Origin of the sequence: Xanthomonas sp. 3307, from assembly GCF_014199735.1 — a bacterium.
Classification (GTDB): Bacteria; Pseudomonadota; Gammaproteobacteria; order Xanthomonadales; family Xanthomonadaceae; genus Xanthomonas_A; species Xanthomonas_A rydalmerensis.
Window position 1 is genome coordinate 59,885 of the sequence record NZ_JACHOG010000001.1, and the last position, 15,059, is coordinate 74,943.

Sequence of the window (15,059 nt, forward strand, 5' to 3'; positions counted from 1 at the left end):
GCCCCGGGCGACCGGGGCGTCGTGTGCAGGAAACCGTGCGCAGGCTCAGGGCTTGCGCGCTTCCTCTTCCTCTTCCTTCTTCGGCGCGGCCGCATCCTTGCCGGCCTTGTGCTCGGCGGCCGCGGCGGCGCGGCGCTTGGCCTTGGCGTCGGCCTCGGCCTTTTCCTTGGCGACCTGCGCCTCGTAGGCGGCAGCACCGGAGGCGGCCGGATCGGCGCTCTGCGCCTGGGCCATCGCGACCGGCACGGCCACCGCGGCGGCGACCAGGGCGGCCAGGGTCAACAGCTTGCGAACGTTCATGGCGGACTCCTTTGGGACGTGCGACGAAGATGTGGGCGACGTCGCGGTTTTTCCAGGGCCAGCGTAGCGCGGTGCCGCCGCACCCGCCCTGAACACCGGCGACGTGCAAAAAACCGCCGCAGACCGCACACTTCCGGATCTGCTTCGCGCCACCTGCTGAGACGCATGAATACCCGCTACAACGCCGCCGACATCGAAGTTCTCTCTGGCCTGGACCCGGTCAAGCGCCGGCCCGGCATGTACACCGACACCGCACGGCCAAACCATCTGGCGCAGGAAGTCATCGACAACGCCGTGGACGAGGCGCTGGCCGGCCACGCCCGGCACATCGAGGTGACGCTGTACAAGGACGGCAGTTGCGAGGTGTCCGACGACGGCCGCGGCATGCCGGTGGACATCCATCCGGAAGAGAAGATCTCCGGCGTCGAACTGATCCTGACCCGGCTGCACGCCGGCGGCAAGTTCAGCGACCGCAACTACACCTTCAGCGGCGGTCTGCACGGCGTCGGCGTCAGCGTGGTCAATGCGCTGTCCAATCGGGTGGAACTGTTCATCAAGCGCGAAGGCAACGAGTACCGCATGGCCTTCGCCGACGGCCACCCCGCCTCCAAGCTGGAGGTTGTCGGCAGCGTCGGCAAGAAGAACACCGGCACCCGGCTGCGCTTCTGGCCGGACTCGAAGTATTTCGACACGCCGAAGTTCGCGGTGCGCGCGCTGCGCCACCTGCTGCGCGCCAAGGCGGTGCTGTGTCCCGGCCTGACGGTCAAGCTGCACGACGAGGCCACCGGCGAGCAGGACACCTGGTACTTCGAGGACGGCCTGCGCGACTACCTGCGCGGCGAACTCGCCGAGCGCGAACTGTTGCCGGCCGAGTTGTTCGTCGGCAGCCTGAAGAAGGACCGCGAGATCGTCGACTGGGCGGTGGCCTGGGTGGTGGAAGGCGAGCTGGTGCAGGAAAGCTACGTGAACCTGATTCCCACCGCGCAGCACGGCACCCACGTCAACGGCCTGCGCAGCGGCCTCACCGACGCGCTGCGCGAGTTCTGCGATTTCCGCAACCTGCTGCCGCGCGGCGTGAAGCTGGCGCCGGAAGACGTGTGGGACCGCGTGGCGTTCGTGCTGTCGCTGAAGATGACCGACCCGCAGTTCAGCGGCCAGACCAAGGAACGCCTGTCCTCGCGCCAGGCCGCCGGCTTCATCGAAGGCGCTGCGCACGATGCCTTCAGCCTGTGGCTGAACCAGAACGTGGAGACCGGTACGCGCATCGCGCAGATCGCCATCGACCGCGCCAGCGCGCGGCTGAAGACCGAGAAGCAGATCGTGCGCAAGAAGGTCACCCAGGGGCCGGCGCTGCCGGGCAAGCTGGCCGACTGCATCAGCCAGGACCTGTCGCGCACCGAACTGTTCCTGGTCGAGGGCGACTCGGCAGGCGGCAGCGCCAAGCAGGCCCGCGACAAGGATTTCCAGGCGATCCTGCCGCTGCGCGGCAAGATCCTCAACACCTGGGAAGTGGCCTCCGGCAGCGTGCTGGCCTCGGAGGAAGTGCACAACCTGGCGATCGCGATCGGCTGCGACCCAGGCAAGGAGCAGATCGACGGCCTGCGCTACGGCAAGGTGGTGATCCTGGCCGACGCCGACTCCGACGGCCTGCACATCGCGACCCTGCTGACCGCGCTGTTCCTGCGCCACTTCCCCGCCCTGGTGCGCGCCGGCCACGTGTTCGTGGCGATGCCGCCACTGTTCCGCGTGGATGTGGGCAAGCAGGTGTTCTACGCGCTGGACGAGGAAGAGAAGCGCTCGCTGCTGGACAAGATCCAGCGCGAGAAGATCAAGGGCCAGGTCAGCGTGACCCGCTTCAAGGGCCTGGGCGAGATGAATCCGCAGCAGCTGCGCGAATCCACCATCCACCCGGACACCCGGCGCCTGGTGCAACTGACCGTGGACGACGGCGACCAGACCAGCTCGCTGATGGACATGCTGCTGGCCAAGAAGCGCGCCGGCGACCGCAAGCAGTGGCTGGAGACCAAGGGCGACCTGGCGTCGCTGGAGGTCTGAGCGGCTGCAGGCGCCACCGCTCGCCTCCGTCGTAGAAGCGGCTTCAGCCGCGACAGGGCTTTCCCGACAACGCCGGGTCGCGGCTGAAGCCGCTCCTACGACAGGCGGCGGCAGCGAAGCTTTCGCACCAGCACGCCTGTTAGTCAGGCAACCGGCGATCGACCGCCACCGGGGGCTCAACCGTGCGCAGGCACCGCCGGCACCACGCCCGTGCATTCGTGATCCTGCAGTTCCTCCGCACCGACCCCGTCGCCGGGACGTGCAGTGGCCGCGAGCAGCACAAAGCCGGGGCGGCCATCGAAATCCGCCCCGACCACCGCCAGGGTCTGCTGCGCCATGCGCTGCTGCGGCGGCAGGCTACGCGCCAGCAGCGTCAGCGGATTCGCATCCAGTTCCTCGCCCTCCACGCGCATCGCGCGATAGGCGTGGCCGTGCAGCGGCCGCGGCAGCGGCGCCCACGCCGGGCCGATCGAGGCCCGCATTGCCTGCAACTGATCGCGCACCTGCGGCGCCAGGCAGTCGATGTGGATGTGCAACTGGTCCTGCGAGCGCGCCGACGGCGGATTGATCGTCAGGCTGGCCAGGTCGCGCGGCAGCGGCCGGCCCAGCGCATCGGCGACCCGACTCCGCGCCTGCCAGGCCAGGCCCAGCCAGTTCGGCGCAGCGGCGGAACGCGCGCGCGGATCCTCGATCCCGCTGACCGGCACGGTCGGGATCAGCAGGTACTGGTAGGCGCCGCGCAGATCCTTCATCAGGGCGTAGCGCTGACCGGGGTCGGCATGCACCTCGCTGCATGGCGCCGGATCGGCGCCGGCGCGCGCCTGCGGCAGGCAGCGCGTGCTCAGCAGCCGCCACAGGCGCTGGCGATCGTGGGCATGCGGATCGTGCGCCGCTGGCGAATCGGCCACGGGCGGCGGCGATGGCACGCTGGCGCAGCCGGCCAGCGACGCCGCCAGGAACAGGCACAGCGGCAGGCGTGAACGAAGGACAGGCATGCGCAGCGGACCGGACACGGGACGAACCGGCGATTGTAGCCAGCGCCGATGAACCGGCATGGCGCGTCCGCGCCGCCGGCGACCATGCCTTTGTGCACATCCGCGCACGCCGCGCCGCGGCCTAGCATGCCGGCTCCCTCCCTGCGAGCGACCGCCCGTGCCGACCTTCCCCTCCGTGCTGCTGGCCGTGCTGCTGGCCGCGACGCCGATGACCGCGGCGCTTGCCGCCGATGCCGATGCGGCGAACGCCGACAAGGCCGACAAGCCCGCCGCCACCGAACTGGCGCCGCTGCCGGCCGACGCGCAGACCAGCCAATCCACCCAGCTCGACGGCCGCACGCTGCGCTACACGGTCAAGGTCGGCACGCTGCCGGTGAAGGACAAACAGGGCAAGGTCGTCGCCGACGTGGTCTATACCGCCTACACCATGGAAGGCAAGGACCGCCCGGTCACCTTTGCGCTCAACGGCGGCCCTGGCGCGGCCTCGGTGTATCTCAACCTGGGCGCGATCGGGCCGAAGGTGGTGGCGTTCGGCAGCGAGGGCGATAGCGCCTCGGCGCCGGCGCAACTGCGCGACAACCCCGGCACCTGGCTGGACTTCACCGACCTGGTGTTCATCGATCCGGTCGGGACCGGCTTCAGCCGCTCGCGCGTGCCCGACGAGCAGGCCAAGAAGCAGTTCTACAATCCGCAGGCCGACATTGAATACCTCTCGCGCACCATCTACGACTGGCTGCTGAAGAACCAGCGCCTGCAATCGCGCAAGTACCTGGTCGGCGAAAGCTACGGCGGCTTCCGCGGCCCGCGCATCACCCACTACCTGCAGACCAAGCTGGGCGTGGCGATGAACGGCGTGGTGCTGGTCTCGCCGTATCTGAACCCGACCCTGGACGACAATGGCGACGTCTCGCCGCTGCCGTGGATGCTGACCCTGCCCTCGATCGCGGCCGCGCGCCTGGAGCGCGAGGGCAAGCTGACCCCGGAGGCGATGCGCCAGGTGATCGACTACACCCGCGGCGATTACGTCACCGCGCTGCTGCGCGGGCGTTCCGACCCGGCCGGCACCACCCGCATGATCCAGCAGGTGACCGCGATGACCGGCCTGGATCCGGCCTTCGTGCGCCGCGCCGGCGGCCGCCTGGAGACCCAGGCCTATCTGCGCGAGGTGTTCCGCGACAAGGGCGAACTGGGCAGCCGCTACGACTCCAACGTCACCGCCTTCGACCCGTTCCCCAACGCCCCCGAGCAGCGCGCCAACGACCCGCTGCTGGACAGCATCATCGCCCCCACCACCACCGCGATGGTCGATTTCGTGACCCGCGTGGTCGGCTGGAAGGTCGACGCCCGCTACCAGGCGCTGAACTACGACGTGAACCGGCTGTGGGACTGGGACGACGAACTGCGCAAGGGCTCGGTGACCGAACTGCGCCAGTCGGTGGCGATCGACCCGAAACTGCGGGTGCTGATCGTGCACGGCTGGAACGACCTGTCGTGCCCGTTCATGGGCTCGGTGCTGACCGTGGACCAGATGCCGGTGATGGGCAACGACCCGACCCGCGTGCAGGTCAAGAACTACCCCGGCGGCCACATGTTCTACAACCGCGCCGACAGCCAGCGCGCGCTGCGCCAGGACGTGATGGCGATGTATCGGGCCAACTAGCGGGGATTGGCCATTAGGGATTCGGGATTGGCAAGAGCGGGCGTCCGGCGCGCGCCGGACCTGCTTCTACGAATCCCTAATCCCGACTCCCCAATCCCTCACGTCCAACCGAACAGCGCAAACCCGCGGAAAATCAGGTACGCCACGCCGGCAGCGGCCGGAATGGTCAGGATCCAGGCCCAGACGATGCGCTCGATGACGCCGAAGCGCAGCGAGCGCGGGTTCTTGGCGAAGCCCACGCCCATGATCGCGGTGGAGATGCTGTGGGTGGTGGACACCGGCATGCCGAAGTGCGCGGCCAGTGTCAGGATCGTGGCCGAGCTGGTCTCCGCGGCGAAACCGTGGATCGGGTGCAGCTTGACCATCTTGTGGCCCAGGGTCTTGATGATCTTCCAGCCGCCGGAGGCAGTGCCGGCGGCCATCACCACCGCGCAGGTCAGCACGATCCAGGTGGCGATGCCCTGCCCCTGACTGGTGCTCGGATGCAGGAACCCCAGCCACGACGGCAGCTCGTCCAGGGCGCCGGTGCTCTGCGCGCCGACCAGGGTCATGGCGATGATGCCCATGGTCTTCTGCGCGTCGTTGTGGCCGTGCGCGTAGCCCATGTATGCGGCCGAGGCGATCTGCGCCTTGCCGAAAAAGGCGTTGACCCAGCGCGGCCGCGCCAGCCGCCCGAGTCGGCCGCCCAGCTTCGCCAGGCCGGCGATCGCCGCCCACAGCAACAGCATCACCGCGATGCCGAGCAGGAAGCCGGCGATCGGCGAGGTCACCATCGGCACGAACACCTTCCACAGCAGGCCCTTGTTCTTGGCCCAGTCGCCGACGTTCTGCGACCAGATCAGCGCGCCCCAGTTGTTGTGCGCGGCGGCCAGGCCGGCGCCGCACAGCCCGCCGATCAGCGCGTGCGAGGACGAGGACGGCAGGCCCTTCCACCAGGTGATCAGGTTCCAGACGATGCCGCCGAGCAGCGCGCACAGCACCACCTGCGGAGTCACCGCGACCACGTCGGTGTTGAGCAGGCCGGAGGCAATGGTCATCGCCACCGCGGTGCCGGTCAGCGCGCCGACCAGGTTCATCGCCGCGGCCAGCATCACCGCCCAGCCGGGGCTGAGGACCTTGGTGGCGACCACCGTGGCGATCGAGTTGGCGGTGTCGTGGAAGCCGTTGATGAACTCGAACACCAGCGCCGCCAGGATCACGATCAGGACCAGGGTCAGCATCGGCGATCCTCCCCGCCTGGGACGGCGACAGCCGGCGCGCGCAGGGCGCCGCGGCCGCGCAGGCAGCAACTCCGCAACGCGTCCATCAGGAGTTCTTCAGTACGATCTGGTAGACCACCACGCCGGCCTCGCGGCAGCGGTCGATGGCCTTCTCCAGGATTTCGAAGAACTCCTTGAGCAGGAACATCTGCAGGTTGTCCAGGCGCCCGGAGTAGATGTCGCGGTACAGCTCCAGCATCAGCCGGTCGGCCTCGTTCTCCAGCGAGCGCAGCTTGTCGTTGAGCGCGCTCATCCGGTCAAGATTCATGTTGCGCAGGTCGTGGACCATGTCCACCACCACCGCCGCGGCCTGCTCCAGCATCGCCGCACGCGGTGCGAAGTCGATGTGCTCCAGGTGCTGGATCGCCAGCGAGTAGCGATCGGCGAACTTCTCCACCTGCTTGGGAATCTTGTACAGCGCCGAGCCCAGCGCCTCGATGTCCTCGCGCTCGATCGGGGTCATGAAGCTGTCCACCAGCGCCTGGCCGATCTTGTCGGAGGCCGCACGCTCGCGCAGGCGCGCCAGCTTGAAGCCGTCCAGCGCCGGCTGCCGGTCGGACTCGCGCATCATCGCGTGCAGGGCCTTGGTGCTGTCGTAGGCGGCCTGCGCCGCCTCGTCGAGCAGGGTGTAGAACTGCTTGCCGGAACCGAAGATGGTCTGCAACGAAAACATGCAACGCGCTTCCCGCCGTCGCGGGAAGGACGGCACTGGGGCGGAATTATGACTGTTTGCTGACACCTGCGGGTAGTCGCGGCCGGTTACAGGGGCTGCGGGCGTGGGCGCGGCGTGGAAGCGGCGCCCTGCGGGGTTTGTTACCATCCCAGCCGCGCCCTTCGTGGGCGCACCCTATGGACGACCACCCTAGCCCCCCTCCCCCGCGCCGCAACGGCGCCCATGTCCCCGCTTTCCTTGGCGCCAAGGAGCGCGCGCATGCTTGAACTATTGATCGTGGCAGCCCTGGTGCTGCTGAACGGTTTCTTCGCGATGTCCGAGATGTCGCTGATGACCTCGCGCAAGAGCCGGCTGAAGCAGATGGCCCAGTCCAGCACGCGTGCGGCCAAGGCGCTGGCGCTGGCCGAGAACCCCGAGCACTTCCTGTCCACCGTGCAGATCGGCATCACCGCGATCGGCATCCTGACCGGTGTGTTCGGCGGCGAGGCCATCGGCGTGGCGATCGCGACCAAGTTGCAGGCGCTGTTCCCGGCGCTGGCAGCCAACTTCACCCTGTTCGGCGATCCGCAGCCCTGGTCGGCGCTGATCGGCAAGACCCTGGCGATCGTGCTGATCACCTTCATGACGCTGATCTTCGGCGAACTGGTACCCAAACGCCTGGCGCTGACCCGTTCGGAAACCATCGCCAGCTTCGTCGCGGTGCCGATGGGCTGGCTGGCCTGGATCGCCGCGCCGTTCGTGTGGGTGCTGTCGCGCTCGACCCGGCTGGTGCTGCGCCTGTTCGGCCTGGGCAAGGAGCAATCGGCCTCGGTGACCGAAGAGGAGATCCGCATGATGGTGGCCGAGAGCCACGAGGCCGGCGTGATCGACGCGCACGAGCGCGACATGATGAACCGGGTCATGCGCCTGGGCGACCGTACCGCCGACAGCCTGATGACCCCGCGCAACCGCATCGCCTGGCTCGACGCCAACGCCGAGCCGCAGCGCAACTTCCAGACCATGCGCGAGCACGAGTTCTCGCGCTACCCGGTGTACCGCGGCAGCGACCAGGACATCGCCGGCGTGCTGGAGGTGAAATCCCTGGTCACGCGCATGGACGGCGACGCCACCCAGCTGTTCCAGAGCCTGCGCGACACCTTGTTCGTGTCCGAATCCACCCACGCGATGAAGCTGCTGGAGATCTTCCGCGAGGAGCAGCAGTCGATGGCGCTGGTGGTGGACGAATACGGCGAGATCCAGGGCCTGGTGACGATCAGCGACCTGATGGGCGCGGTGGTCGGCCGCCTGCAGTCGGCCGACAACGCCGACGAGGACGCGCTGGTGGTGACCCGCGCCGACGGCTCGCTGCTGATCGACGGCTCGCTGGCCATCGAGGACCTGCGCGAACTGCTGGGCGGCGCCGAACTGCCCAGCGCCGAGGAAGGCGACTACAACACCCTGGCCGGCCTGTGCATCTACTACTTCGGGCGCATCCCGCACGCCGGCGAGTTCTTCGACTGGGCCGGCTGGCGCATCGAGATCGTCGACCTGGACGGCGCGCGCGTGGACAAGCTGCTGCTGCGCAAGCTGCAGGACGAGAACAGCGATGACATCACCGGGTGACGCACCCGGCGGCGAGCCGCACGAGCGCGACCACGGCTACAGCGCCGAGGGCATCCGCACCCTGCTCGACACCTTCGTCCTCGGCGATCCCGAGGAGCACCTGCGGCTGCGGCTGATCCTCGCCGACCTGCAGCAGAGCGCGTTCGGCGTGTTCCTGTTCGTGGCGATCCTGCCGGCGTTCCTGCCGGTGCCGGGCCTGGCCGGCGGCATCAGCGGGCCGCTGGTGACGTTGATCGGCGTGCAGATGCTGATCGGCCTGCGCAAGCCGTGGCTGCCGCGCTTCATCGGCGAGCGCGGGCCACGCCGCCGCACCATGCAGCGCTTCGTGGGCCGCATCGCGCCGTGGCTGCGGCGTCTGGACCGGCTGCTCAAGCCACGCCTGTCGGTGCTGGTCGACACGCTGCCGGCGCGCGCCTTCAGCGGGCTGTTGCTGATCGTGCTGGGAATCCTGCTGTCGCTGCCGATCCCGTTCACCAACTACGCCTTCGGCGCGATGCTGCTGCTGTTCGCGCTGGCGTTGCTGGAGCGCGACGGTGGGTTGATGCTGCTTTCGTGGCTGGGCAGCATCGCCGTGGCGCTGAGTCTGGGATTGGCCTCGGACCAGGTGGTCGACCTGGGCCGGGAGTGGATGCAGAAGCTGCGCTGATCGCGCGACGGCAGCGGCGATGGTCCGCTTGCCTGCCTCACCTCACCAGCGACAGTTCTGCATCGCTGGCGAACACGTTGCGCATATGCGACGGACGCGGCGATGTGGCCTGCGTCGTACGCTCGGTCGCGCGGCTGCGCGCGCGCTCCAGATACTTGCTCATCTGTTGCAAGGCTGCTTCCAGCCCGCACTCATGCACCGGCGCCTTCGGATGCTGTGCGTTCATTACTGCCCCCTGTTCTACGTCGTTGTCCGGCCATGTTTTCGGGCCGAGCGCCACGCTGATGCGCGACGTGGAGCGATGACATACCCGGGAAAATCAAGAGCTCGTGAAACCCGCACATGATGTGATGCATATCAATGCAAATCCAGCACTCCTCGCGGGAGTGCGTCTGCGCTCGTAGACACGCGCGCAGACGCGCGCATCAGGCGGCCGCAGCGACCTGCGTCCAGGCGTCCGCCGCCAATTGGAACGAGCGCAAGCGCGCGGCGTGATCGTGGATGTTCGCGGTCAACAGCAACTCGTCCGGACGGTGCCGCGCGACGAAGTCGGACAGGCCCTGCGCGACCGTATCGGCATCGCCGAGCACGGTGCAGGCCAGCGCGCGTTCCACGCCCGCCTTCTCGTGCGGTGCCCAGAACGCCTCGATGTCGTCGATCGGCGGCGGAATCAATCCGGGGCGGCCGCGGCGCAGGTTGACGAAGCTCTGCTGCTGGGTGGTGAACAGGCGCCGCGCCTCGGCCGTGGATGCGGCAGCCACCACGTTCAAGGCCAGCACCGCATACGGTGCCTGCAGCCGCGCCGAGGCACGGAACTCGCGGCGATACACCGCCAGCGCCTCGTCCATCGCGTCCGGGGCGAAATGCGAGGCGAAGGCGAACGGCAGCCCCATCGCCGCGGCCAGGCGCGCGCTGAACAGACTGGAGCCGAGCAGCCACACCGGCACCTCGATGCCGGCGCCCGGCACGGCACGCACCAGTTGCCCGTCCACCGCCGGCTCGAAGTAGCGCAGCAGTTCGGCCACGTCGTGCGGGAACTGATCGGCGCTGTCGAAGTAACGGCGCAACGCGCGCGCGGTTGCCTGGTCGGTACCGGGCGCGCGGCCCAGGCCCAGGTCGATGCGGCCGGGATACAGCGAGGCCAGGGTGCCGAACTGTTCGGCCACCTGCAGCGGCGCGTGGTTGGGCAGCATGATGCCGCCGGCGCCGACGCGGATGCGCTTGGTGCCGCCGGCCACATGTCCGATCAGCACCGCGGTGGCGGCGCTGGCGATGCCGGGCATGTTGTGATGCTCGGCCAGCCAGTACCGGTGGTAGCCCCAGCGTTCGGCGTGCTGGGCCAGGTCCAGCATGTTGGCGAAGGCGCCGGCGGTGTCGCTGCCTTCGCAGACCGGGGCCAGGTCGAGGATGGAGATCGGCATCATGGTGAGGCGGTTTCCTGCAGGCGATGCGATCGAAGTGGGGACGCCGGCCGCCGATTGCAGCGGCCGCGACCGGAACGCTGATTTGCGCTGGGTGTGGGGGTGTGGATGGGGAAGGATGCTTGGCTGGCGGCCGTACCCTCACCCCCAACCCCTCTCCCGAGGGGAGAGGGGCTTTGGCGTCTCCCTTCTCCCCTCGGGACCATGGCCCCCTTTTCGGGGGAAGGTGCCCCGCAGGGGCGGATGAGGGTACGGGCGAAGCCTCGCATCGCCAGACCCGCTCGAGCGCTGCGCGCTCCGTACCCTCACCCCAGTCGCTCTCCCGGCGGGAGAGGGGCGTTGCTGCCTGCACTACCGCGCTACCACACGGGTTGCACGGCGCGCTGGCTACGCTGGCGACCCCGCCCTCGCCTGGTCGCTGCCATGCCACTGATTCCGCCGCCCGCCCCTGTCCCCGCTTTGCCCTTGCGCGACCGTGTGGTGCTGGTCACCGGCGGCGCCCAGGGCATCGGCCGCGGCGTGGTGCAAGCAGTGCTGGGCGCTGGCGGCAAGGTCGCGTTCTGCGATCTCGACGCCGATGCCGGGCGCGCCTGTGTGGCCGAACTGGATGCGGGCGAACGCTTGCTGTTCCGCCGCGTCGACGTGGCCGCCGAAGCCAGCGTGCGCCGCTTCGTCGATGCCGCGTTGGCCCGGTTCGGTCGCATCGACGGGCTGGTCAACAACGCCGGCATCGCCGATCCGCACACCGGACCGCTGGAGCGGCTGTCGCTGCGCGAATGGAACCGGCGGCTCGGGGCGAGCCTGGGCGGTGCGTTCCTGTGCAGCAAGCATGCCCTGCCGGCGCTGCGCGACAGCCCCGGCGGCGGCGCCATCGTCAACATCGCCTCCACCCGCGCGCAGCAGTCCGAACCGGACACCGAGGCCTACGCCGCGTCCAAGGGCGGGCTGGTGGCCTTCACCCATGCACTGGCGATCAGCGCCGGGCCGGCGGTGCGGGTCAACTGCATCAGCCCCGGCTGGATCGCCACCGACGCCTGGCGCAAGCCGAACGCGCGACGCACGCCCAAACTGTCGCGGCAGGATCATGCGCAACACCCGGCCGGGCGGGTCGGCACGCCGCCGGACATCGGCGCGCTGGCGGTCTATCTGCTGTCGGCACAGGCCGGCTTCATCACCGGCCAGGAGTTCGTGGTCGATGGCGGAATGACGCGGAAGATGCAGTACGCCTGACGGCGTGGGGATTGGGGAGTCGCTAAAGCGCTGGGATTGGGGAGTCGGGATTGGGGATTCGCTGGAGCGGATTCCTTTGAAGCTCCGAGGGGACGCGGCGGCATGCAGCGAGCCGAAACCCAACGCGCAGAGCGCGAGTGTTCGGGCAGTCGCGGGGCAGCCCGCCTTTGCCAATCCCCAATCCCGACTCCCCGATCCCGCGACGATCAGCCGCCCACCAGCGGCTCCAACTGCGGGTCCAGCGCCACGCGCTCGTCGAAGACGAAGCAGCGGCCGTCGTAGCCTTCGCCGCCCACCTCCTCGAAGTAGCCAAGGATCCCGCCTTCCAGTTGCAGCACATTGTCCATGCCATCGGCGCGCATCCAGAGCGCCGCTTTTTCGCAGCGAATGCCGCCGGTGCAGAAGCTGACCACGGTGGCGTCGGCCAACGCCTCACGATGCGGGGCCAGCGCTTCCGGCAGGTCGGTGAACTTGACGATCGGCAGGGTCAGCGCGCCGGCGAAGGTGCCGTAGACCACTTCCTGCGTGTTGCGCGTGTCCAGCAGCACCACGCGCCGGCCGGCGTCGTCGTGACCCTGGCGCAGCCAGCGCTGCAGCGTGGCCGGCGCCACCGCCGGCGCGCGCGCCGCGTCCAGCGGCGAGGCGGCGGCGCGGCGGAAGCTGATGATCTCCGGCTTGACCTTGACCTTCAGCCGCGCGAACGGCTGCTGGGCGCTGGGGCTGGTCTTGATCCGCAGATCGGCGAAGCGCGGGTCGGCGCGCAGTTGCGCGTAAAAGGCGTCGATCGCCTCTGCCGCGCCGGCCAGGAACAGGTTGATGCCCTCGCCCGCCACCAGGATCGTGCCGCGCAGGTCGCCGTCCTGCGCCCAGGCGTGCAATTGCGCGGCGAGCGCGTCGGGGTCGGCAATGGCGACGAAGTGATAGGCAGCGGTGTTGGCGATCATCGGCGCATTTTAGGGCCTGCGACGCGCGACCGCTGCAGTGACAGCTCCGCCCCTGTTGCGCACCGGCGCGTCGGCGAAGCGCGCCGATGCGTCGCCCCGCACCCGCCGCTAGCCGCGCAGCAGCAGGAACGGCAGCAGCACCAGCGAGGCGATCAACAGCATGCCCAACAGCGTCGCCAGCACGAACAGCGGGCGCTGCCGCAGCAGGCTGGCGAAGGTCTCCGCACTGCCATCGCGCAGCGCGGCGGCGCGCTCGGCGCGGGCACGTTCGCCGCGTCGGGCCTGGTAGTCGGCCAGCAGCGCCTTGGCCCGCGGCTGCTCGGCGTCCTCGCGCAGCCAGATGCCGCCGGCGGAAATGCCGAAGGTACCGGCGCGGGTTTCGTAGTAGCCGATGCCGGCGTCGTCAAGCAGCGCGCAGACCTCGGCGCGTTCGTCGTCGGGCACGTGACGCAGGTTGAGCAGCAGTTTGGCCATGCGCCGCATGATAGCCGCTGCGGCGATGCGCTACCCTTGCACGCCCTGCCCGCCGTGGACGTCCCGCATGCGCCGAATCCTGCTGCTGTTGAGCCTGTCGTTGCCGGCGTGGCTGCTGAGCGGCTGCACGCCGCCGGGTCCGCCGCCCGGTGGCAGCATCGCCGCCTTCCAGGCCACCGACGAGCGCGTCGGCGACGGCGCCGAAGCGCGTCCCGGCAGCCGGGTCACCGTGCACTACACCGGCTGGCTGTACGACGAGCACGCCAAGGACAAGCGCGGCGAGAAATTCGATGCCTCCGCCGACCACGGCCAGCCCTTCAGCTTCGTGCTCGGCGCCGGCCAGGTGATCCGCGGCTGGGACGAGGGTGTGGCCGGCATGCGCGTGGGCGGCAAGCGCCTGCTGATGCTGCCGTCGGACTACGGCTACGGCGCCAACGGTGCCGGCGGGGTGATTCCGCCGGGCGCCTCGCTGGTGTTCGAAGTCGAACTGCTCGATGTCCAGCCGCGTTGAGCCGCCCCCGCGCATGTCCGCTGCCAAACACGCCGCGCCGGTGCGCGGCCGACTCATCATCGTCGGCGGCGGCCCGGCCGGGCTGATCGCCGCCGAGACCGCGCGCGCCGCCGGCGCCGAGGTCGATGTGTACGAGGCCAAGGGCTCGGTGGGACGCAAGTTCCTGATCGCCGGCAAGGGCGGCCTCAACCTGACCCACTCCGATCCGTTCGAGCGCTTCGTCGCGCGCTATCGCGAACGTGCGACGGCGGTCGGCGACTGGCTGGCCGAGTTCGATGCCGATGCGCTGCGCGCCTGGGCGCAGGCGCAGGGCGTGGAGACCTATGTCGGCAGCTCCGGGCGGGTGTTCCCGCTGGACCGCAAGGCGGCGCCGCTGCTGCGCGGCTGGGTGCGACGGCTGAAGGATGCCGGCGTGCGCTTCCACGTGCAGCAGCGCTGGCTGGGCTGGGACGCGGACGGCGCGCTGCGCTTCGCCGGCGCCGACGGCGAGCAGCGCGTCCAGGCCGAGGCCTGTGTGCTGGCGCTGGGTGGCGGCAGCTGGCCGCAACTCGGGTCCGACGGCGCCTGGCAGGACACGCTGCGCGCGCGCGGCGTGGAAGTGGCGCCGCTGCAGCCGGCCAACTGCGGTTTCGACGTGGACTGGAGCGCGCATTTCCGCGAACGCCACGCCGGCGCGCCGCTGAAGCCAGTGGTCGCGCACTGGCACGATGCGCAGGGCCAGGCGCAGTCGCTGCAGGGCGAATGCGTGGTCGGCGAACATGGCATCGAGGGCAGCCTGATCTATGCGCTGGCCGCGGATCTGCGCGAGGCCATCGCCGCACACGGCCCGACCACGCTGTGGCTGGACCTGGCACCCGGCCGCGACCTGCCGCGGCTGCAAGCCGAACTGGGCAAGCCGCGCGGCGGGCGCAGCTTCGGCGAGCACCTGCGCCGCCAGGCCGGCATAGACGGGGTCAAGGCAGCCCTGCTGTTCGAAATCCTCGGCAAGCAGGCCGGCCAGGATCCGGCGCTGGCCGCGGCCACGCTCAAGCGCCTGCCGCTGACCCTGCAGCGTCCGCGCCCGCTGGCCGAGGCGATCAGCAGCGCCGGCGGCGTGCGCCTGGAGGCGCTGGATGCGCAGCTGATGCTACGGGCCCTGCCGGGCACCTTCTGCGCCGGCGAAATGCTCGACTGGGAAGCGCCGACCGGCGGCTACCTGCTCACCGCGTGCTTCGCCAGCGGCGTGCGCGCCGGGCGCGGCGCGGTGACCTGGCTGCAGCGCCACGCCGCGCACTGACGTCCGGTACGCG

General features: G+C 69.7%; 15 protein-coding genes. 7 read left to right on the forward strand and 8 right to left on the reverse strand.

What is annotated here, in order from left to right:
* Positions 1 to 45 precede the first annotated feature (45 nt).
* The gene (locus tag GGR64_RS00220) at positions 46 to 300 is read right to left on the reverse strand and encodes a hypothetical protein (RefSeq protein ID WP_010343426.1); all 255 of its coding nucleotides are present in this window, start codon (positions 298 to 300) and stop codon (positions 46 to 48) included.
* Between the two features lie 165 nt (positions 301 to 465).
* Here GGR64_RS00220 and parE point away from each other — a divergent pair, with 165 nt between their 5' ends.
* Positions 466 to 2,355, forward strand: coding sequence for a DNA topoisomerase IV subunit B (gene parE, locus GGR64_RS00225; protein WP_184643231.1), 1,890 nt, complete (start codon positions 466 to 468; stop codon positions 2,353 to 2,355).
* Positions 2,356 to 2,531: 176 nt separating this feature from the next.
* Here the strand turns inward: parE and GGR64_RS00230 are convergent, their stop codons facing one another.
* Complete coding sequence (locus GGR64_RS00230) at positions 2,532 to 3,350, reverse strand: CDP-diacylglycerol diphosphatase (protein WP_184643232.1); 819 nt, start codon at positions 3,348 to 3,350, stop codon at positions 2,532 to 2,534.
* 157 nt (positions 3,351 to 3,507) lie between these two features.
* On the opposite strand from GGR64_RS00230, the gene GGR64_RS00235 reads away from it, so the two are divergent.
* On the forward strand, positions 3,508 to 5,010 hold the full coding sequence (locus GGR64_RS00235; RefSeq protein WP_184643234.1) for a S10 family peptidase: 1,503 nt from the start codon (positions 3,508 to 3,510) through the stop codon (positions 5,008 to 5,010).
* Between the two features lie 98 nt (positions 5,011 to 5,108).
* On the opposite strand, the gene GGR64_RS00240 is transcribed toward GGR64_RS00235, so the two are convergent.
* The gene (locus tag GGR64_RS00240; RefSeq protein WP_184643236.1) at positions 5,109 to 6,230 is read right to left on the reverse strand and encodes an inorganic phosphate transporter; all 1,122 of its coding nucleotides are present in this window, start codon (positions 6,228 to 6,230) and stop codon (positions 5,109 to 5,111) included.
* Between the two features lie 85 nt (positions 6,231 to 6,315).
* On the reverse strand, positions 6,316 to 6,942 hold the full coding sequence (locus GGR64_RS00245) for a DUF47 family protein (protein ID WP_160964949.1): 627 nt from the start codon (positions 6,940 to 6,942) through the stop codon (positions 6,316 to 6,318).
* A gap of 258 nt (positions 6,943 to 7,200) precedes the next feature.
* Between GGR64_RS00245 and GGR64_RS00250 the strand changes: the two genes are divergently transcribed.
* Both GGR64_RS00250 and GGR64_RS00255 read left to right on the forward strand, forming a co-directional pair.
* Complete coding sequence (locus GGR64_RS00250; RefSeq protein ID WP_160964951.1) at positions 7,201 to 8,544, forward strand: hemolysin family protein; 1,344 nt, start codon at positions 7,201 to 7,203, stop codon at positions 8,542 to 8,544.
* Positions 8,528 to 9,190: an exopolysaccharide biosynthesis protein gene (locus GGR64_RS00255; protein ID WP_184643238.1), complete on the forward strand. Its 663-nt coding sequence runs from the start codon at positions 8,528 to 8,530 to the stop codon at positions 9,188 to 9,190. Before GGR64_RS00250 ends, GGR64_RS00255 begins: the two co-directional genes overlap by 17 nt.
* Before the next feature lie 37 nt (positions 9,191 to 9,227).
* Here the strand turns inward: GGR64_RS00255 and GGR64_RS00260 are convergent, their stop codons facing one another.
* Complete coding sequence (locus GGR64_RS00260) at positions 9,228 to 9,416, reverse strand: hypothetical protein (RefSeq protein WP_160964955.1); 189 nt, start codon at positions 9,414 to 9,416, stop codon at positions 9,228 to 9,230.
* A 199-nt stretch (positions 9,417 to 9,615) separates the two neighbouring features.
* Entirely contained in the window at positions 9,616 to 10,614 is a 999-nt protein-coding gene (locus GGR64_RS00265) for an LLM class flavin-dependent oxidoreductase (RefSeq protein WP_160964957.1), read from the reverse strand.
* A gap of 420 nt (positions 10,615 to 11,034) precedes the next feature.
* On the opposite strand from GGR64_RS00265, the gene GGR64_RS00270 reads away from it, so the two are divergent.
* Entirely contained in the window at positions 11,035 to 11,841 is an 807-nt protein-coding gene (locus GGR64_RS00270; protein WP_184643240.1) for an SDR family oxidoreductase, read from the forward strand.
* 206 nt (positions 11,842 to 12,047) lie between these two features.
* Here the strand turns inward: GGR64_RS00270 and GGR64_RS00275 are convergent, their stop codons facing one another.
* Positions 12,048 to 12,785, reverse strand: coding sequence for a sulfurtransferase (locus GGR64_RS00275; protein ID WP_184643243.1), 738 nt, complete (start codon positions 12,783 to 12,785; stop codon positions 12,048 to 12,050).
* A 108-nt stretch (positions 12,786 to 12,893) separates the two neighbouring features.
* The gene (locus tag GGR64_RS00280) at positions 12,894 to 13,259 is read right to left on the reverse strand and encodes a DUF6164 family protein (protein WP_184448529.1); all 366 of its coding nucleotides are present in this window, start codon (positions 13,257 to 13,259) and stop codon (positions 12,894 to 12,896) included.
* A gap of 67 nt (positions 13,260 to 13,326) precedes the next feature.
* On the opposite strand from GGR64_RS00280, the gene GGR64_RS00285 reads away from it, so the two are divergent.
* Both GGR64_RS00285 and GGR64_RS00290 read left to right on the forward strand, forming a co-directional pair.
* Positions 13,327 to 13,770, forward strand: a complete 444-nt coding sequence (locus GGR64_RS00285) for an FKBP-type peptidyl-prolyl cis-trans isomerase (protein WP_160964965.1) — start codon at positions 13,327 to 13,329, stop codon at positions 13,768 to 13,770.
* A 13-nt stretch (positions 13,771 to 13,783) separates the two neighbouring features.
* Entirely contained in the window at positions 13,784 to 15,046 is a 1,263-nt protein-coding gene (locus tag GGR64_RS00290) for a TIGR03862 family flavoprotein (protein WP_184643244.1), read from the forward strand.
* Positions 15,047 to 15,059: the final 13 nt, after the last annotated feature.